Here is a 17448-nt window from a genome sequence, read left to right as displayed (position 1 = left end):
CCCGCGCTTACACCTCAGGCGGCCACCGGCCGGGCCGCGCCGCGCAGGGCGGCCAGGCCGACCTCCCAGGGGAAGGCGTCCAGGTGCTGCTCGCCGGTCCCGGGCGGGTGCAGGCGGACGACGTGGTCGCCGAAGACCACCCGGACGCCCCACTCGGCGAGCCGGGCCAGGCTCGCCCGGAACGCCGGGTGCCCGGCCATCGCCGCGTTGGTGAACGGGACCGCCGCGATCGGCACGCCGAGCCCCTGCGCCTCGATCAGCAGGCCGAGCGCGAGCGTGTCGGTGATGCCCGCCGCCCACTTGTTTACCGTGTTGACCGTCGCCGGGCAGACCAGCATGGCGTCCGCCGGGGGCAGCAGGTCCCGGTCACCCGGGTTCTTGTAGTGCGTACGGACCGGGTGACCGGTCTGCCGGGCCAACGCCGCCCGGTCGACGAACTTCGCGCCGTCCGGCGTGGTGACCACGCAGGCCGTCCAGCCGTCGGACCGGGCGAGGTCGACCAGCCGGCCGACGTGACGGGCCAGCGGCGAACCGCAGGCGATGACGTAGAGCACCCCACGGTGCCCGGCGCTGGTGTGCGGACCGCTCATTCGGCCCGGCCCACGCTCATACTCCGACTCCCATGTGCTCAGCCAACTCCGCAATCGGCGGAGGCGGCGCACCCCGTGTGCGACGGAGCACGTCCGACATCAATTCGTGCGCGATGGGCCGGCACCGGATCTCGGAGGGCGCGAGCCGGTCGCCCTGCAACAGCATGTCGCCGGCGTTGGCGACGTCGCCGATCTGGGCGTACCCGCGGGCCAGGTCGAGCAGGTGGTGCGCGCGCCGCTCGGGCAGCAGCGCGTTGAACGCCGACGGAGAGAGCCCCTGGTGGGTCTCCACCGCCCGGCCGCCGTCACCCAGCTCGACCGCCGCGGCGGCGCGGTGCAGCTCCAGGTTGGTCGGGCCGAACGACGTCCAGTAGTGGTTGTGGTCGCCGCCGAGCAGGACGGCCGCCTCGGCGGCGCCGCTGAGCAGGTCGTCCACGGTCGCCGAGTCACCGATCCGGGCGGCGGCCATCGCGCCCTGGAGCAGCAGCGAGCCGTAGACCGAGAGGCGCTCGGGCCGGGCGTCGTTCTCGCTGCCGGGGGCGAGCCGGTCGGCGATCCGCACGTTGAGTTCGAGCGCGGGGCGGGGGCGGCCCATCGCGACGAGCGCATTGCAGACCCGGGTGGTGGCGATGCCGGCGAGCAGCGGGTCGTCGGCCCGCTGGGCCACCGCCATCGACCGGTCGGCGGCCAGCCAGGACAGGTTGCACTCGCCCAGCTTGCGCAGCACCGAGGAGGCGATCTGGTAGACCTGCCCGAGCAGGTGCGCGGCCTCCCGGCCCTGGTCGTCGCCGCCGCCGTAGACGGCGTCCGCCGCCTGGGCGTCGCGCAGCAGCTTGGGCAGCGCCCGGGTGAGCATGCCGTAGCGGCCGTACTGGTAGGTGAGCCAGGCGTGGTTGACCGCCTTGCGCATGTCGGCCAGCGCCGGCGGGTACGGCGCCGCGTCGAAGTAGGCGCTCATCGAGTCGTACCGCTCCAGGGCGGTGCGGATCTCCTCCACCTCGACCTGGTCGATGCAGTTGAGCGCGTCGCTGCGCCGCTCGGGGTCCTTGCCGTGCAGCAGTTGCACGTCGATCTGGAGGATGTCGGCGATCTCGTAGAGCACGGAGAACTTGTCCAACCGGCGGACGCCGCGCTCCACCTTGTCCACCCAGCTCTTCGACTTGCCGAGCCGGTCGGCGAAGACCTGCTGGGACATCTTGCGACGGCTCCGCCAGTACGCCACCCGCCGGCCTATGGGTAGTTCGTCCATCCCCACTCCTCCCCCTGTCGGCGCCGGCCGGTCCCCGCACGTCCACCAATTTGCCCTGGTCGCACAGGTTGTACGTCAGCCGTCCAGCCAGTTCTCGTAGTTTTCGTGCAAGTTGCACCGGCCGTTCGTCAGGTCAACGATCCCGGGTTACGGCAGTGACGGTCCTCGACGCGTGACGGTGGACGATTCGGTGGGTCCGGTGGGTTCCGTGGGCGAGAGGGGATGGCACACATGTGGGGGAACGTCCGACCGCGCGTCGCTCACCTGTCGCCGCTGGAGCGGGTGCGGCTGCGGCGGGTCGCGATCCGGTACGCGCTGCACGGCTGGCCGGTCACGCCCGGCGCCTGCCTGGCCAACAGTCGCTTCGTGTGCGGCCGGGCCGGCTGCCCCACGGTGGGCTGCCACCCGGCGCTGGAGGAGTGGGAACACGCCGCCAGCGCCGACCCGGCCCGGGTGGCCACCTGGTGGCGCAACCGCCCGCACGGGGTGCTGCTGCCCACCGGGCACGCGTTCGACGTGCTGGAGGTCGCCGCCCACCTGGGCCGGCAGGTGCTGGACACGGTCGCCGCCCACCCGGCCGGCTTCGGCGTACGCGGGCCGGTGCTGGTCACCCCGACCGGCCGCTGGATGTTCCTGGTCCGGCCCGGCGACCCGCTGCGACCCGAGCTGGAACACTGCTTCCACGTGGTGCGGCACGGCCCCGGCTCGTGGATCCCGGCCCCGCCGACCCGGCTGCCCGAGGGCACCGTGCGCTGGGCGGTCGCCCCGGAGCAGGCCCGGTGGCAGTTGCCCGACTCCTACCTGGTGCAGAACGCGCTGATCGCGGCGTTACGGGCGGCCGGCGTCACGCTCACCCCGGAGCTGCTCCCCGGCCACCTTCCGCTGCCCCGGCGGGGTCGCTGACCCGACCGTCGCCGGCGGGACGGGTGCCCGACAGCGACCTCCCCGGCCTCGGCCTCGTTGTGCCTGCCGAGAGCGCGTACGCGCCAGAGCGGGGGTTTGACGATGTCCAGGGACGACGCAGCCCGCCACACCGGCGGCACCGAACCACCGCGGCACCGCCGCCGTCCGCACCCGTGGTCCTTCACCCGCCCCCGAGGCTCCCGCCCCCCGGGCGCCCGCCCCCCAGGCTCCCGCCCCGCCATCCTCCACCGCCCCCTCCGCTGACCGCCCCCCTCCGCTGACCGCCCCCCTCCCTCGCGCCCCCTTCCCTCGCGCTGTTTCACGGAAAGAGCGCTTATGAGCGCTCGGATAAGAGCTCTTTCCGTGAAACAGCGCGGGGTGGGTGGGGGTGAGGGTGGGGGTGAGGGTGGGGTCAGGGGGTTGTGGGGAGGGTGCGGGAGTGGAGGAGGCGGGCGTCGTCGGTCACCACGGCGTGCTGCCAGGGAGTGGGGAGGCGGTCCAGCCAGGCGATGCCGGGCTCGCCCATGGCCACCGCGGCCGTCGCGTACGCGTCCGCCACGCCCAGGTCCGGACCCACCACGGTGACCGAGCGCAGGCCGGCGGCCGGCACCCCACGACGCGGGTCGACGACGTGGTGGCCACGCTCGTACACGCCGCTGGTGGCGACCGCCAGGTCGGTGCCGGTCAGCACCAGGCAGGTGGCCGCCGGGTCCCAGGGATGCCGCACCCCGATCCGCCACGGTCCGCCGGTGGCGGTGCAGCCCCGCACCCGCACGTCGCCACCGGCGTTCACGCAGTGGTTCGGGGCGCCGGCCGCCAGCAGCCGGTCCGACGCGACCTGCGCCGCCCAGCCCTTCACGTAGCCGGACGGGTCCAGCTGGCCGGTGGCGTACGCGTCGAAGAACCCGTCGGTGGACGTCCACAGGTCGGCGCAGCGCGCCAGCACCGCCCGCAGGTCGCCGGAGGCGTCGGCCGCCCGCAGCTCGCCCCGGTCCAGCCGGCACACCTCGCTGTCGTCCCGGTACGTGCTGAACCGGGCATCCACCTCGCGCAGCCAGTCGAACGTACGCTCGGCCAGCTCGTGCAACGTGGCGGCGGGCAGGTCGTCGGCCAGGTCGAGGCTGATCGCCGTACCCATGATCTGCTCGACCCGACGCAGGCCGGGCCGGCCGGCGGCGGCCAAGCCGTCACGCCTTGTCGAGGGCGGACTGCAACGACTGCTTGTACGCGGTGCTGGTGTACGTGGCCCCGGAGACGGTGCTCAGGTTGGCGCTCTGCTTGGCCACCACCTCGCCCGAGCTGCCGCTGTAGCGGGCCTGCACGTCGTCGCTGCGCTGCCCGGACTGCCCGCCGAGCGGCAGGCCGATCGCGGTGGCGTCGACGATCCGGCTGCCACTGAGCGTGATCCGGACCTGGAGCGAGCCGTACTCGTAGCGCACCGACGACCCGGTGACGGTGCGGGTGGTGGGCTTCGGCGCCTTCGTGGTGGTCCTCGGCGCGGCCGGCGCGGTGCTGGTGCGGGTGCTGCCCCGGCTGGCCGGCTTCCGGTCGGCGGACGGCGTGGCGCTCGGCTTCGTCGAGGCCTTCGGCTTCGTCGAGACCGGGGCGCTCGGCGCGGCCGAGGGCGTGACACCGCCGGGTGCCGGTGTGCCGCCCGGCGCGACCGGGGCCAGCGCGGCCGGCAGGTCACCGGCGGTGGCCTGGCCGGCGCCGGGACCGCCCTTGAGCACCACCAGCGCGGTGGTGCCGGCGGCCAGTCCGGTGATCGCGATCAGCGCGCGACGCATGGTGGGTGCCTTCCTACAGCTCGAACGCGGTGAGGTGGATCTGGCGGCGCGGCACGCCGGCCGCGCGCAGCGCCTTCACGGTCTCGTCGACCATGCCACCGGGCCCGCACAGGTAGACGTCGCGGCGGGTCAGGTCCGGCACCAGCCGGCGCAGCCCCTCCGGGTTCATCACCTGACGCGGGCCGGGGTCGTCGCGGCGGCCGATGACGTACCAGACCGAGGTCTGCCGGGCCTGCGCGAGCCAGTCCAGCTCGCGGTGCAGCAGCACGTCGGCCGGGGTACGCGCGCGGTAGATCAGCGCCGCGCCGGGCGGCAACTCCTCCAGCATCGCCCGCAGCGGCGCGATGCCGCTGCCGCCGGCGATGAGCAGCGCCCGCTCCCGGGTGCGGTGCGCGGCGGTGAACGTGCCGGACGGGCCTTCGGCCCAGACCCGGGTGCCCGGGGTGAGGTCGCGCAGGTCGGCGGTGTGCCCGCCGACCACCTTCACGGTGAGCCGCAGCCAGCGGCCGTTGCCGGCCGCAGAGACCGAGAACGGGTGCGACTGCCACCAGCCGCCGGGGTTGAGGAATCGCCAGCGGAAGTACTGGCCGCCGAGCAGGTCGATCTGGTTGAGCCGGTCCCCGGTCAGGTAGACCGAGACGGTGTCCGGGCTCTCCGCCACCACGTCGGCCACCCGCAGCCGGTGCCGCAGGTTGAACACCAGCGGCGCGATCCCCCGGCCCCAGATCAACGCGGCCACCACCAGCAGGTACGCGGCGATCCAACCGGTGCGCACCGGACCGGGCTCGTAGAGCTGGGCGCCGTTGCTGAACTGGTGCGCGTAGCCGAGCAGCAGCGTGAGGTAGCTGGTCAGGTGCAGCGCGTACCAGAGTTCGTAGGGCAGCCGGCGGCGGACGCCACGCACGGCGGTGCAGCCGACCACCACCAGCACGCCGGCGGCCAGGAACGCGGAGAGCATGTCCTCGTAGTCGGTGAGCAGCGCGCCGACCTCGCCGAACACCGAGTTGCGCTCCTGCCGCGCGTAGCCGACCACCAGCAGCGACATGTGGGTGAGCACCGCCACCAGCAGCGTCGCGCCGAGGTCCCGGTGCAGCCGGGAGATCCGCTCGCCGCCCAGCACGCGTTCCAGCACGCCGAGCCGGCTCATCGCCAGCACCTGCACCAGCAGCAGGTAGCCGGCGATCAGGCCGGTGATCCGACCGCCGGCGGTGAGCAGGTCGGCGGTGTCGGCCAGCGAGCCGGCCGGGGTGTCCAGCCACCACGGCAGGACCGCGACGACCAGACCGAGCCAGAACACCGCCGCGAGCGCACGCCGGCCGCCGGGCCCGCGGCGCGGCCGGCCGGGTGGTACGGGAGCAGCCGGACGGCCGCCGTACGGGGCGGAGTGCCCGGTACGACGGCCGGCGGCGGAGGTGTCCTGATACGTCACGCGTACATCTTGATCGGGGTGAACTTCTGTCGGGGGAAGACCTTGTCCACCTGGGCGGTGGTGAGACCGAACCGGCCCTGCGCCACCGACCCGTAGACGTTGAACATGTTGTTGTACTCCGGCACGTCGCCGCTGTCCAACTTGTCCAGGCCGTTCCAGGTGCCGAGCAGCGAGCCGGCCAGCTTGCGCCCGGACAGCACGGTGACCACGCCGCCGTGCCCGTGGTCGGTGCCGCCGCCGTTGGAGCCGACCCGCCGGCCGAACTCGCTGGACACCATGATCGTCACGTCCGCCGCCCGGTCGCCCAGGTCGGTGAAGAACGCCGCCATCGCGGTGGCCAGCTCGTTGAGCCGCCGCCAGAGCTGCCCGCCCTCGCTGGTGCCCTGGTTCTCGTGGGTGTCGTAGCCGCCCATGCCGACGGTCGCCACCCGCACGTTCGCCCCGCCCTTGATGAGCTGGGCGAGCTGCTGGAACGCCGACCCGACGCCCTCGTACTTGACGCCGGCCGCCGTCGCGTACGGCTTGGCGGCGAGCTTCTGGGCGGTGGCCAGCGCGCCCATGCCCTCGATGACCGCGTCCTCCACCGGGTGGTTGATGCCGGTGAACAGGCCGCGGATCGCCTTCTCGGTGGCCGCGCGGTACTTGTCGTCGCCGTTGAGCCGCAGCTCACCGACGTTGTTGAGGGAGATCGCGCCGTTCACGCCGACCAGCGAGCGGGGCAGCGTGCTGCCGATGCCGACGCTGCGGAACGCGGTGCCCTTGCCGAGCGTGTCGACGAGGCTGTCCAGCCAGCCCCGGCCGCCGGTCTCGCCGGGCAGGCCGCCCAGGTTGCAGGCGTCGGCGGCCTGGAAGTGGCTGCGCGACAGCCGCGGGTCGGACACCGCCGGCACGAAGCCGAGCTGACCGGCCTTGAGCCACTTCTCCAGCGGGGCGAACGCGCTGGTCAGCTTGAAGCCGCGGGCCAGGGCCAGCGAGTCGTTGCCGAGCAGCAGGTCGGGGCGGGCCTTGCTGAGCACCGGGTCGTTCGCCGGGGCGACCAGGCTCAGCCCGTCCAGCCCGCCGTAGAGGAAGACGTGGATCAGGGTGCCGGTCTTGGTCGCCGCGAACGACGCCGAGGTGGTGACGAACTGCGCGGTCGCCAGCGCGGTCGCGGTGGCCGCGGCGCCGGCCACGAAGGTACGCCGGGTGACGCCCCGGCCGTCCTGCTGGGCCTCCTCGACCTCCTCCAGCCGGCGGTACCGGTCGGTCTCAGCGGCGTTCTCGGCCGCCACGATGTCCGCCTCGGCTCGCAGCAGCGCCTCGGTCGGGTTGTCGGCCAGCCGCCGCACGTCGGGGCATTCGGGGTGCAGGGGGTACGGGTTCACGGTCATCTCCATCGAATGCCTCACCGGAGGTGGTGCTGGGGGGACGCGAGGATCGTCCGCGCGACCGCGGCGATGGCCCCGTTGAAGGTGGCGTCGACCTTGGCGCCCTCGGACACCCCGGCCACGGCGAGCACGAGCTTCTTCTCCTTGGCGCTGAGCTTCTGGTGCACCAGCTTCACCGCCAGCGCGTCCACGTACGCCCCGGCGGTCGCCGGCGGCTTCGCCACCAGCTTCTCCGGCTTGACGTAGGTGAACTGCTTGCGCCAGCCGCCGAGCAGGTCACCGGCCTCGTTCCAGCCGTCGACCATGGTGCCGGCCGAGGTCCAGGCGAGGTAGACGTCGGCGTAGCCGTCCGGCGTGGGCTTGCCCATCGGGTACTGGCCCAGCTCGCGCATCTTGTCCTGGATCTGCCGCAGCCCCTGGGCGAACGGCGTACGGCGCTGGTCGCCCTCGAACCCGGCGGTCGCGTCCGGGCCCACGCCCAGCGACCGGTACGTGGCGACCAGGTACTCCATCGGGCGGCGCACCTTCTGGCCGACAGCGGCCCAGAACTCGGAGGAGCTGAACAGCGTCGCCAGCACCGGCCGGATCTGACCCTTGTTGGTGGTGTACGCCTTCGCCAGCCGGTCCACGATCGACTTCGGCGGCGTGTCGGAGACGAACCGGGTGGCCAGGTTCTGGGCCACGTACTTCGCGGTCGACGGGTGCAGCGCGATGTACCTGATGTACGAGTCGATCACCTTGTCGGCGACCTTCGGGTCGTTCGAGTTGTTGGCGTGGGTGAACCCGAGGATCTTCACCTTGCCGACGTAGTGCCGGTCGCCGAAGAACATGTACTTGCCGTCGGCGACGCCCCGCCCGGTCTGGAGCATGGCGGCCTGCCGGACGTCCTTCTCGGTGTAGCCGCCGTCCACGCCGACCGAGTACAGCTCCAGGTTCTCCCGGGCCAGGTTCTCGTTGATCGCGTCCTTGCGCGAGTCGACCTGGTTCAGGTAGAGCAGCAGCGCCGGGTGCTTGTTCGCGGCGACCAGCATGTCCGGGTAGCTGCCCAGCGCGTACTTGCGGACGACGTCCTTGTCGAACGAGTTGCGGTACGTCTCGCCGCCGTCGAAGTCGGCGGCCACGTGCAGGAAGTCGTTCCAGAAGTCGACCATCACCTCGAAGAGCTGGCGGTCGGACCAGATCTGCCGGGCGATGGTGGCGTCCACCGTCTCCCGGGCCGGGTCGACGCCGCGCTCGTTGAGCTGCTCACGCTGGTCGCGGAGCTGGGTCGGGCTGAGCTTGAGCGAGGGCAGCTCGGCCAGCTTCAGCTCGGCCTTGGTCGGGGCGATCTTCTCCGGCTCGAGCTGGCGGCGCAGCCAGTCGTCGATGCCGAGCTTCTTGATGTCGGCGATCACCTTCGGCGTCGCGCCGAACGTGGCCCGGCTGGCCAGGTGACGGATCGGGTCCTTGGCGAGGACCGTCTTCACGGTCACCTGGGTCGCCGCCGCAGCGGCGGCCGGGCTGCCGAAGATCCGGCCGCCGGTCGGGGCGTTGCGCTTGAGCGCCGCGCCCGCCCGGGAGCCCATGTAGCTCTCGTTCTGCTCGGTGTAGGTCCGCACCGTACTGGGCTGCTGGCCGCTGGGCCGGGCCTGGGTGCCGTCGGTGGTCACCGTGCCGGTGGCGTCACCGGCCTCCGGGCCGTCCGAGAAGATGCCCCGGAGCTGCGGGGAGAGCGCGAAGGCCGCGCCGCCGGCGACCACCGCCGCGCCGCCGAGCGTGGCGAGGGCGCGACGCCGACCACGCCGCGGGGCGTCGTCGGAGTCGTCGTCCAGGTTGGGCAGTCCCGGGCCGGCCGGCGGCGGGTACCCGCCGGCGGGCTGGGCGTAGCCGGGGTGCTGCTGGGGGTGGCCCGCGCCGGGCGCGTGGCCGGCCGGGGCGAAGCCGTTCGGTCCGACCCACTGGGGGCCCGGGGCGGGCTGCGGCGCCGGGGCGGGGTGACCGCCGGCGTACGGGGCGGTGGAGCCCAGATCGCGGTACCCGTCCGGATGGGGGTGCTGGTATCCGTCCCAGCCGCGGTCGTCCCGAGGTCGACGCGGTGGCACGTTCAGGTCGGCCATGTAGCTATCCCGTTTTCTTCGAGCGCCGGCACGCCTGCCACCCGGGGGTTGGGTGGGAGGGGCGGCGACGGTTGCCGGAGAGTTGCTACGGGAAAGTAGCCAGGCGGGAGCGGCTGCTCAAGGCGGCCCGGACGGGCTCGCGGGCGCACTTAAGACGGTGCTCAGGCCCGGCGCGGGGCACCCGACGCCGACCCCCCACCCCGGCACCCCCGGGAGCAGGGCCGACTCGCCCACCAACCGCCTCGACGCGAGGTTTCGCCCGCCATCGGGCCCACACCCCCCGTTCACCCCCACAGGCAAACTTAAGGCACCGCTAAGCCTCCCCTACCCCTCCCTCACCCTCTCCCCTCACCCTCCACCCCCACCCCCGTCGCGCAGATTCCCGGAAAGAGTGGTCATCCGAGCCTGGATGGCCACTCTTTCCGGGAAAGAGGGCGCACGGCGGCGGGGGGAGGGAAACGAGCAGCGGCAGGGGGGCGTGATGGGCGGGGAAATCGGGTAAGCCGCCGAACCGCTGAAGCCGTGAGGGGAAGGCATCGCCATGCTCAGCCAAGAGGATCAGCGCAGGTTCGAACAGATCACCCGCCAGCTACGGGAGAGCGATCCGCGATTCTTCGCCCGGTTGGACAACCGCGTCAAGGGACGCCGGGGCCGGTACCTGATGCTGTTGACGATCGTGCTGTGGGCCTCGCTGCCGGCGATGACCGTGCTGGCCGGACGGTTGGCCGGGGCGATCTGCGCCACGGTGCTGGTCGCCAACGCCGCCCTGATGTGGCGCTTCCGCCGCCGCCTGCTGTGAGCGCAAGGAAGGGCCCCCGCTTAACGCATTCGGTAGAGGCGGGGCCCCCGCCTAACCGGGCGGCCCGTGGAACTCCCGGTACGCGCGGCGCAGCCGCTCGACCAGGCCGGGCCCGCCGATCTCGGCGCCGGGTGGGCCGAGCTGCCGCAGCAGCAGCTCCGGACCGGTGTCCAGGGTGGGTGGACGGTCGGGCAGCGCCACCGGCGAGAGCCAGAACCGGTCCAGCTCCGCCGCCGGCTCGATCGGCGGCAACCCGGCCAGCACCCGTCCGGCGCCGGTCACCGGCGACGCCGTCGTCCCGACCGGCAGGTCCGCCGGCCCGGCCGCCGCAGCCGTAGCGCCCGCTTCCGCCGGAGCAGCCGCCGCGCCGACTGCCACCGGACCGGCCGCCGTGGCCGGATCCGCCGCCGCGCCGCTCGGCGCGGCCACCCCGCCGGGCCGGACGCCGCGCAGCGTCCGCAGCCGGTCCAGCAGGTCGGCCCGGGACCGGCCGCGCCAGTGCAGCAGCCGGAACGGGTCGGCGTCGAACGCCTCGGCGAGCAGGTAGAACGTGGCCGCCAGGTGCTTGCACGGCACCGCGAAGTCGGGGCAGCCACAGCGCTGCGCCAGCTCGCCCACCTCGGCCGGGAACAGCGGCGCGCCCGCCGCCGCGAACAACTCCTCCAGCTCCGCCGGCAGGTCACCGGCGAGCAGCCGGGCGCTGAAGAACGCCTGCCCGGCCAGCTCCGCCTCGATCCGCCGCCAGACCTCCTCCGGGTACGCGGACAGCCCGATCCGCACCGGGTACGGCTTCGGCCGCGACCCCTGCACCTCGGCGGTGACGAGTCCGGGTGCGACGTCCAGCCGGAGCACCTGCCCCCGGCGCGCGTACGCCCGGCCCCTGGTGAGCCGGGAGCCGAGCGCGAACGACTCCAGCACCTCCAGGAACCGCCGCGACCACCAGGAACGCCCGATCGCGCCCCGGGTGCTGCGCGCCCGCAGCCCGCCCTCGACGCGACGCGGCGGCCCGTAGTCGTCGAAGCTCGTGCTCACTCGACCACCGCCCCGGACTCCAGTGTGAACAGCTCCCGCAGCGTCTCGGTGGACAGCTCGGTGACCCACTGCTCCCCGCTGCCCACCACCGACCGGGCCAGGTTCCGCTTGTCGGCGATCATCGCGGCCACCTTCTCCTCCACGGTGCCGGCGCAGACGAACTTGCGTACCTGCACCCGGCGACGCTGGCCGATGCGGAACGCCCGGTCGGTGGCCTGGTCCTCGACCGCCGGGTTCCACCAGCGGTCGACGTGCACCACGTGGTTGGCGGCGGTCAGCGTGAGCCCGGTGCCGCCGGCCTTCAGCGAGAGCACGAACAGCGGCGGGCCGTCCGGCGACTGGAACCGCGTCACCATGGCGTCCCGCTCGGCCTTGCCGACGCCGCCGTGCAGGAACAGCACCTCCCGGCCGGTACGGGCGGACAGGTGCCCGCGCAGCATCCCGCCGAACTCGGCGTACTGGGTGAACAGCAGCGCCTTCTCCCCCGCCGCGAGCACCTCGTCGACGATCTCGTCGAGACGTTCCAGCTTGCCGGACCGGCCAGCCAGCGCGGAGCCGTCGTGCAGCAACTGGGCGGGGTGGTTGCAGACCTGCTTGAGCCGGGTCATGGTGGCCAGCACCAGTCCCCGACGTTCGATCCCGTCACTGGACTCGATCTTCGCCATCATGTCGTCGACCACGGCCCGGTAGAGCGCGGCCTGCTCGGCGGTGAGGTTGCAGAGCACCTCCATCTCCAGCTTCTCCGGCAGGTCGGTGATGATCGACGGGTCGGTCTTGAGCCGGCGCAGCACGAACGGGCCGGTGATCCGGCGCAGCCGCTCGGCCACCTCGGCGTCGGCGTGCCGCTCGATCGGCTCGGCGAACCGCTTGCGGAACGTCGCGGCCGGGCCGAGCAGCCCGGGGTTGGCGAACTGCATGATCGACCAGAGGTCGGCGAGGCGGTTCTCCACCGGCGTACCGGTGACCGCGACCCGGTGCCGCGCGGGCAGCGACCGGACCGCCTCGGCCTGCCGGGTCGCGGCGTTCTTGATCGCCTGCGCCTCGTCCACCACCACCCGGTGCCAGTCGACGCCGGCCAGGTCGAACGCGTCCCGGGCGGCCACCGAGTAGGTGGTGAGCACCAGGTCCGCCTCCTGCACGGCGGTGGTGAACTCGCCGCCCCGGGCCCGCTCGGCGCCGTGGTGCACGTGCACCCGAAGGTCGGGCGCGAACGTCGCTGCCTCCCGCTGCCAGTTGCCGACCAGCGACATCGGGCAGACCAGCAGCGTGGGCCCGGCCTCCGGCGGGTCACCGGCGAGCAGCGCGAGCAGTTGCACGGTCTTGCCCAGCCCCATGTCGTCGGCGAGGATCCCGCCCAGCCCCAGCGACTGGAGGAAGGCCAACCAGGCCAGCCCGCGCCGCTGGTAGGGCCGCAGCGTCCCGACGAAGCCCGGCGGCGGGTCGGCCGGGGTGAGCCGCCGCTCCGCCTCGCCGGCCAGCAGCTCACCGAGCGCCCCGTCGGCGACCACGTCCAGCACCGGCAACTCCCCGCCGCCCTCCTCGCCGGCGAGCCCCATCCGCAGCAGGTCGGCCACGGTCAGCTCGCCGGAGGAACGGAGCAGCCGCAGCCCGGCCTCCAGCCGCTGCGGGTCCAACTCGACCCAGCGACCGCGCAGCCGGACCAGCGGCGACTTCAGGTCGGCCAGCGAGGCCAACTCCTCGGCGGTCAGCGGCTGGTCGCCGAGCGCCAGCTCCCAGCGGTAGTCGACCACCGCGTCCAGGCCCAGCTTGCCGGCGGTGGTGGCGACCATGCCCGGCGCGGTGCGGCTGCGCGCCCGCAGCCGGGCGCCGAGGCGGGACGAGGAACGCCGCCACCAGGACGGCAGCAGCACCCCGAAGCCGGCCGCGTGCAGCACCGGCGCGCCCTCGCGCAGGAACCGGTGCGCGCCCTCGGCGTCCAGCTCCATCCCCTCCGGCGCGGCGGTACGCAGTGCCGCGTCCACCTCCGGCCAGAGCCGGCTGGCCCGGCCCAGCTCCGCCAGCAGCGTCTCCTGCGGTTCGATGCCGCGCGCGGTGAGCGCGGGCGCGGGCCGCTGCCAGATGTGCCCGGCGTCGACCACCAGCCCCGGCTCGTCGGCCGGGTGCAGGCCGAACTCGACCCGCCACGCGCCGCCCTCGACCAGTTCGGCGACCGGGTCGGCGGCCGGCTCGACCAGGCGGAACGTGGCCCGTGCCGCGCCGCCGGCGGCGTCGCGCTGCCAGGCGTCCAGCTCGCGGCGCAGTGTCGCCAACGCGGCCGGCTCGACGGTGAAGGCGCGCTCCGGTCCGGTGAGCGCGGCCAGCCAGCGCGGCACCGGCCCGCCAGGGCGCATGCCCCGGTGCAGCCGGGTGTCGGCCAGGGCCGCCCGGGCGGCGGCGTCGACCAGCGCGTCCAACGCGTCCGCGACCAGTTCGCCCGGCCCCACGCCCTCCGCCCGCCCGGCCGCCCCGGGCGGGCGCGCGGCGGCGGCGACCGGCAGTGTGGGTGCAGTTGTCGTTGCCTGGGCGACGACAACTGCACCCGACGGTGCCGGCTGCCACTCGCGGGCGGCGCGGGCCGCCGGGGGCAGCGCCGACGCCAGGTCGCGGGCCCAGGCCGCGTCGGTGCCGGTGAGCAACGGCCGCCAGAGCGCCAACGCGGTGGCCACGTCCGCCTCGTCGACCGCCCGCAGCCGCCGGGATTTGCCCGGGTGATAAGAGGGGGCCCCTCCTCTACCGGAGGCGTTAAGCGGGGGCCCCTCCTTACCCCCCAGCACGCCGGGGAGGAGTCGGCCGCGCGCCACCAGGTCGGCGGCGAAGTCGGCCAGCTCGGCGAGGTGTCGCAGACTCGCCCCGACCGGGTCCGGCCGGGGCGCGCGCAGCAGCGCGTACGCGTCGTCCGGGGCGTACGCCAGGGCGGGGACCCGCCAACCGGCGCGGGTGACCGGGCCGCGGACCGGGTCCCCGACGGCGGCCCGGACCAGCTCCGGCGAGTCCAGCGGCGAGCCGGCGCGGGTGGGCAGGCCGAGCAGCACGGAGATCGGCTCACCCGGCATCGGATCGAGCGCGGCGGCGAGCGCGGCGTGGTCGGCGGCGAACGGGTGCGGCCGTTCCCGGGGCGCGCGGCCGGGCCGGCGTGGCGCGGCGGCCGGCAGCGTGCCGTCCTCCGCCCACAGGGCGAGCCCGGCGCCGGGCAGCCACAGCCCGTGGATGACCAGCACGTGCTCTCCCCCTCGACGACGCCCGGGGCCAGGATAGGCGGCGCGACGGGGATATCGTCGGCGCCATGGTCGACCTCCTCGTGATCGGCGGGCTGGGCGTGGACGTACGCGCCCGGGTGCCCGTGCTGCCGCTGCCCGCCGCCGACTCGCTGACCGTGCCCCCGGTCGAGCTGCGGATCGGCAACACCGGGGCCGGGGTGGCGCTGGCCGCGCACGCGCTCGGCCTGCGGGTGACGCTCGTCGACGTGCTGGGCGCCGACCCGGCCGGCGACGTGGTGCGGGCGGCGCTGGCGCGCACCTCGGTGCGGACCGTGCTGGTGGACGCGCCCGCCGGCACCCGCCGGTCGGTGAACCTGGTCGACCCGGCCGGTCGGCGGATGTCGCTCTACGACCCGCGCCCCTGGTCCGGCCCGGCGCCGTTCGCCGAGGCGGAGCTGGCCGCGCTGGTCGCCGACGCGGCCCACACCCACCTGTCGATCGTGGATTGGGCACGGGACGCGTTGCCGACGTTGCGTGGCGCCGCGGCGCTCTCCACCGACCTGCACGACTGGGACGGCGAGAACGACTACCACCGGCCGTTCGCCGAGGCCGCCGACCTGGTGTTCGTCAGCGACGTGAAGCTGGGTGAGCGGGCCGGCAAGGCGGCGGCCGGGCTGTCGCCGCGCACGGTGCTGGTCACCGGCGGGGCGGCCGGCGCGACGCTCCACACCCCGGACGCGCCGCCGGCGCACGTGCCCGCCGCCACCCCACCGGCCCCGGTGGTGGACACCAACGGCGCCGGGGACGCCTTCGCCGCCGGCCTGATCGCGGCCCGGTTGCGCGGGGCCGACCCGATCGACGCGGCCCGCTACGCCGCCCGGGTCGCCGCCGCCGCGTGCACCCACGACGGGATGGAGTATCCGGACGGGCTGCTGCCCCGCGGGTGACGCCCGCGGGCCGGCCACTCGACGCTCAGATCGCGCCGGTCTCGCCGTCGGTCAGCTCGCGCAGGATGTCGGCGTGCCCGGCGTGTCGGGCGGTCTCCTCGATCAGGTGCACCAGCACCCAGCGCAGCGACACCTCGCCGAGCTGCGGGTGCGGCACCACGTGGTCGAGGTCGAACCGGGCGGCGACGGCGCGGGACCGGGCGCAGGCCGCCTCGTAGGCCGCGGTGAGCGCCTCGACCGTGTCGTCGGGGCCGAGCGTGAAGCTGGCGTCGGCGTCGGCCTGGGAGGTGAGGTAGACGTCGCCCGGCTCCGGCGCGAACAGCCGGGCGAACCAGTTCCCCTCGACCATGGCGAGGTGCTTGAGCAGCCCGGCCAGCGTGGTCTGCGAGGGCACCAGCCGTCGGCCGGCGTCGGCGTCGGTGAGGCCGCGCGCCTTGCGCAGCACGGTGGCGCGGTGGAAGTCGAGGAACGCGTCGAGGATCGCCCGTTCGTCGCCCGTGCGGGCGAGGACCGGACCGAGGGTCGGGTCGATAGTCGGGGTCGCCATTACCGGACCCTAGTCGCCGGACCGGTCGGCCCGCTGCCCCGCTATCCGCTGCGCGTGCGCTCCGGCCGGGGCAGGATGGGCGCATGGCTACCACGGTGCACATTCCCCTGGTGGGCGGCGCGGCCGACGGCGAGACCGTCACGGTCGAGCTGGACAGCAACGGTCGCCCGCCGCTGACCCACCACCACCTCGGGGCGGGCGGGCTGGCGGAGGCGCAGATCTACGAGCTGGAGTCGGGCGACCGGCCGGACCACGAATGGATCTACACCTGGCGCGGCCCGGCGGTCTGACCGCGCCGGCTCAGGCCACCGGGGTCAGCGCCCGGGCCCGGATGCTCTCCAGCACGCTGCGGGTCACCTGCGAAGTGCCCCGCGCCTGCTCGCAGACCTCGGCCACCCGGCGGGCGGTCTCGTCGGCGCGGGCCGCCCGCTCGTCCCACAGCCGGTCCACCTCGGCCAGCAGCGGGCCCTCCACCTCCCGCTCCATGCCGCGCAGCGCCGGCACGCCGAGCCGCTGGGCGAGGTCGAAGACCTTGCCGGCGTACGGCAGCGGCAGGAACGGCGTGTTCATCATGGCCGCGAAGATCAGGAAGTGCAGCCGCATGCCGACCGCCAGGTCGAAGTGGCGCATCAGGCCGAGGATCTGCGCCGGGCGGTAGTCGCCGTGCAGGATCCGGCCCCGGTCCGCGGCGATCATGTGCGACAGCACCCCGTGCGAGTGCCGGATGTCGTCGCGTTCCATCGGTACGAAGAGCACGTGCGCGTCGATCCGGTGCACCAGGAAGTCGCCGATCTGGGCGAGCAGCCGGTGGTAGCCGTCCACGTCGAGGCGTTCCGCGGCCCGGCCCGGCTCGCGCACGCTCAACCCGACGAGCCGCGAACCGGCCGGCACGCCCTCCTCGCGCAGCCACTGCGCGGGGAACTCCTCGGGGGTGAGCAGGAACGCCGGGTCACCGGTGACGGTGATCGGGTTGACCAGGCCGGCCTCCTCCAGCACCATCCGCGACTCCTGGTCCCGGACGGTCACCTCGACGGCCTGCGCCAGCGTCTCGCGGACCATGCCGGTGTCCACCCCGTCGGTGAGCGGGCCGACGCCGACCGCGTACGTGAGCAGCGGCAGGCCCCGCTCCTGGGCGACCCGGACCACCCGCAGGTAACGCCGGGCCTCCTTGTCGTAGAGGATCCCGCCGCCGCCCAGGATGAGCAGGTCGAGCTGGTTGAGCACCTGGGACGAGTCGACCCGGCTGACGCCCTCCCACGGCACCGCCTCGACGTCGGGGTGGGCCAGCGCGGTGTGCGTCGGGTTCCGGGAGAACACGATGATCCGCGCGTTCGGCTCGTGCTGGCGCAGGTCGGCCAGGAGACCCGTGAGGATCGCCTCGTCGCCGAGGTTGCGCCCGCCGTACGAGCCGAGCACGCCGATGGTCAGTCCGGCGCCTTCGGTCATCCGATGCTCCTTCCCAGGGGCGTCCCGGCCGGCGTTCCCGCTGTGCCCGGTGGGGTAAC

Annotated in this window: 15 protein-coding genes; 4 read left to right on the top strand and 11 right to left on the bottom strand. The window is 74.3% G+C overall.

The features are described from left to right. Positions 1–14: 14 nt before the first annotated feature. Positions 15–590, bottom strand: a complete 576-nt coding sequence (locus ACH495_RS23125) for a flavoprotein (RefSeq protein ID WP_396859780.1) — start codon at positions 588–590, stop codon at positions 15–17. A 16-nt stretch (positions 591–606) separates the two neighbouring features. Further along, complete coding sequence (locus ACH495_RS23120) at positions 607–1839, bottom strand: helix-turn-helix domain-containing protein (RefSeq protein WP_396859779.1); 1233 nt, start codon at positions 1837–1839, stop codon at positions 607–609. A gap of 231 nt (positions 1840–2070) precedes the next feature. On the opposite strand from ACH495_RS23120, the gene ACH495_RS23115 reads away from it, so the two are divergent. Beyond that, the gene (locus tag ACH495_RS23115) at positions 2071–2742 is read left to right on the top strand and encodes a bifunctional DNA primase/polymerase (RefSeq protein WP_396859778.1); all 672 of its coding nucleotides are present in this window, start codon (positions 2071–2073) and stop codon (positions 2740–2742) included. Positions 2743–3154: 412 nt separating this feature from the next. Here the strand turns inward: ACH495_RS23115 and ACH495_RS23110 are convergent, their stop codons facing one another. From ACH495_RS23110 to ACH495_RS23090, 5 genes are read right to left on the bottom strand one after another with little or no spacing between them, the layout of a single operon-like run. After that, the gene (locus tag ACH495_RS23110; protein ID WP_396859845.1) at positions 3155–3880 is read right to left on the bottom strand and encodes an FAD:protein FMN transferase; all 726 of its coding nucleotides are present in this window, start codon (positions 3878–3880) and stop codon (positions 3155–3157) included. Positions 3881–3929: 49 nt separating this feature from the next. After that, the gene (locus tag ACH495_RS23105) at positions 3930–4529 is read right to left on the bottom strand and encodes an FMN-binding protein (RefSeq protein ID WP_396859777.1); all 600 of its coding nucleotides are present in this window, start codon (positions 4527–4529) and stop codon (positions 3930–3932) included. Positions 4530–4542: 13 nt separating this feature from the next. Further along, the gene (locus tag ACH495_RS23100) at positions 4543–5958 is read right to left on the bottom strand and encodes a ferric reductase-like transmembrane domain-containing protein (RefSeq protein WP_396859776.1); all 1416 of its coding nucleotides are present in this window, start codon (positions 5956–5958) and stop codon (positions 4543–4545) included. Then, positions 5955–7328 carry a DUF1501 domain-containing protein gene (locus tag ACH495_RS23095; RefSeq protein ID WP_396859844.1) on the bottom strand — a complete coding sequence of 458 codons (1374 nt, stop codon included), beginning with the start codon at positions 7326–7328 and terminating at the stop codon, positions 5955–5957. The genes ACH495_RS23100 and ACH495_RS23095 overlap by 4 nt, the downstream gene beginning before the upstream one ends. Positions 7329–7342: 14 nt before the next feature. Then, the gene (locus ACH495_RS23090) at positions 7343–9421 is read right to left on the bottom strand and encodes a DUF1800 domain-containing protein (RefSeq protein WP_396859775.1); all 2079 of its coding nucleotides are present in this window, start codon (positions 9419–9421) and stop codon (positions 7343–7345) included. A gap of 541 nt (positions 9422–9962) precedes the next feature. Here ACH495_RS23090 and ACH495_RS23085 point away from each other — a divergent pair. Beyond that, positions 9963–10220, top strand: coding sequence for a DUF3040 domain-containing protein (locus tag ACH495_RS23085; protein ID WP_396859774.1), 258 nt, complete (start codon positions 9963–9965; stop codon positions 10218–10220). Positions 10221–10271: 51 nt separating this feature from the next. Here the strand turns inward: ACH495_RS23085 and ACH495_RS23080 are convergent, their stop codons facing one another. Together ACH495_RS23080 and ACH495_RS23075 are read right to left on the bottom strand one after the other, a co-directional pair. Then, positions 10272–11252 carry a hypothetical protein gene (locus ACH495_RS23080; protein ID WP_396859773.1) on the bottom strand — a complete coding sequence of 327 codons (981 nt, stop codon included), beginning with the start codon at positions 11250–11252 and terminating at the stop codon, positions 10272–10274. Further along, positions 11249–14470 carry an SNF2-related protein gene (locus ACH495_RS23075; protein ID WP_396859772.1) on the bottom strand — a complete coding sequence of 1074 codons (3222 nt, stop codon included), beginning with the start codon at positions 14468–14470 and terminating at the stop codon, positions 11249–11251. The genes ACH495_RS23080 and ACH495_RS23075 overlap by 4 nt, the downstream gene beginning before the upstream one ends. Positions 14471–14535: 65 nt before the next feature. On the opposite strand from ACH495_RS23075, the gene ACH495_RS23070 reads away from it, so the two are divergent. Beyond that, the gene (locus ACH495_RS23070) at positions 14536–15396 is read left to right on the top strand and encodes a carbohydrate kinase family protein (protein ID WP_396859771.1); all 861 of its coding nucleotides are present in this window, start codon (positions 14536–14538) and stop codon (positions 15394–15396) included. Between the two features lie 25 nt (positions 15397–15421). Here ACH495_RS23070 and ACH495_RS23065 read toward each other — a convergent pair whose 3' ends face one another. Beyond that, on the bottom strand, positions 15422–15943 hold the full coding sequence (locus ACH495_RS23065; RefSeq protein ID WP_396859770.1) for a DinB family protein: 522 nt from the start codon (positions 15941–15943) through the stop codon (positions 15422–15424). An 83-nt stretch (positions 15944–16026) separates the two neighbouring features. On the opposite strand from ACH495_RS23065, the gene ACH495_RS23060 reads away from it, so the two are divergent. Further along, on the top strand, positions 16027–16233 hold the full coding sequence (locus ACH495_RS23060) for a hypothetical protein (protein WP_396859769.1): 207 nt from the start codon (positions 16027–16029) through the stop codon (positions 16231–16233). A gap of 10 nt (positions 16234–16243) precedes the next feature. Here ACH495_RS23060 and ACH495_RS23055 read toward each other — a convergent pair whose 3' ends face one another. Then, positions 16244–17389 carry a polysaccharide pyruvyl transferase family protein gene (locus tag ACH495_RS23055; protein WP_396859768.1) on the bottom strand — a complete coding sequence of 382 codons (1146 nt, stop codon included), beginning with the start codon at positions 17387–17389 and terminating at the stop codon, positions 16244–16246. Positions 17390–17448 lie beyond the last annotated feature (59 nt).

It is taken from the genome of Micromonospora sp. NPDC018662, from assembly GCF_044391475.1.
Lineage (GTDB): Bacteria > Actinomycetota > Actinomycetes > Mycobacteriales > Micromonosporaceae > Micromonospora.
This window is presented reverse-complemented; position numbering and strand designations above follow the sequence as displayed.

Excerpts from the sequence above, each read along its gene's own strand:
- ACH495_RS23125 (WP_396859780.1), bottom strand. The coding sequence starts at position 590 with ATGAGCGGTCCGCACACCAGCGCCGGGCACCGTGGGGTGCTCTACGTC.
- ACH495_RS23120 (WP_396859779.1), bottom strand. The coding sequence starts at position 1,839 with ATGGACGAACTACCCATAGGCCGGCGGGTGGCGTACTGGCGGAGCCGT.
- ACH495_RS23115 (WP_396859778.1), top strand. The coding sequence starts at position 2,071 with ATGTGGGGGAACGTCCGACCGCGCGTCGCTCACCTGTCGCCGCTGGAG.
- ACH495_RS23110 (WP_396859845.1), bottom strand. The coding sequence starts at position 3,880 with ATGGGTACGGCGATCAGCCTCGACCTGGCCGACGACCTGCCCGCCGCC.
- ACH495_RS23105 (WP_396859777.1), bottom strand. The coding sequence starts at position 4,529 with ATGCGTCGCGCGCTGATCGCGATCACCGGACTGGCCGCCGGCACCACC.
- ACH495_RS23095 (WP_396859844.1), bottom strand. The coding sequence starts at position 7,328 with ATGACCGTGAACCCGTACCCCCTGCACCCCGAATGCCCCGACGTGCGG.
- ACH495_RS23090 (WP_396859775.1), bottom strand. The coding sequence starts at position 9,421 with ATGGCCGACCTGAACGTGCCACCGCGTCGACCTCGGGACGACCGCGGC.
- ACH495_RS23085 (WP_396859774.1), top strand. The coding sequence starts at position 9,963 with ATGCTCAGCCAAGAGGATCAGCGCAGGTTCGAACAGATCACCCGCCAG.
- ACH495_RS23070 (WP_396859771.1), top strand. The coding sequence starts at position 14,536 with ATGGTCGACCTCCTCGTGATCGGCGGGCTGGGCGTGGACGTACGCGCC.
- ACH495_RS23065 (WP_396859770.1), bottom strand. The coding sequence starts at position 15,943 with ATGGCGACCCCGACTATCGACCCGACCCTCGGTCCGGTCCTCGCCCGC.
- ACH495_RS23060 (WP_396859769.1), top strand. The coding sequence starts at position 16,027 with ATGGCTACCACGGTGCACATTCCCCTGGTGGGCGGCGCGGCCGACGGC.
- ACH495_RS23055 (WP_396859768.1), bottom strand. The coding sequence starts at position 17,389 with ATGACCGAAGGCGCCGGACTGACCATCGGCGTGCTCGGCTCGTACGGC.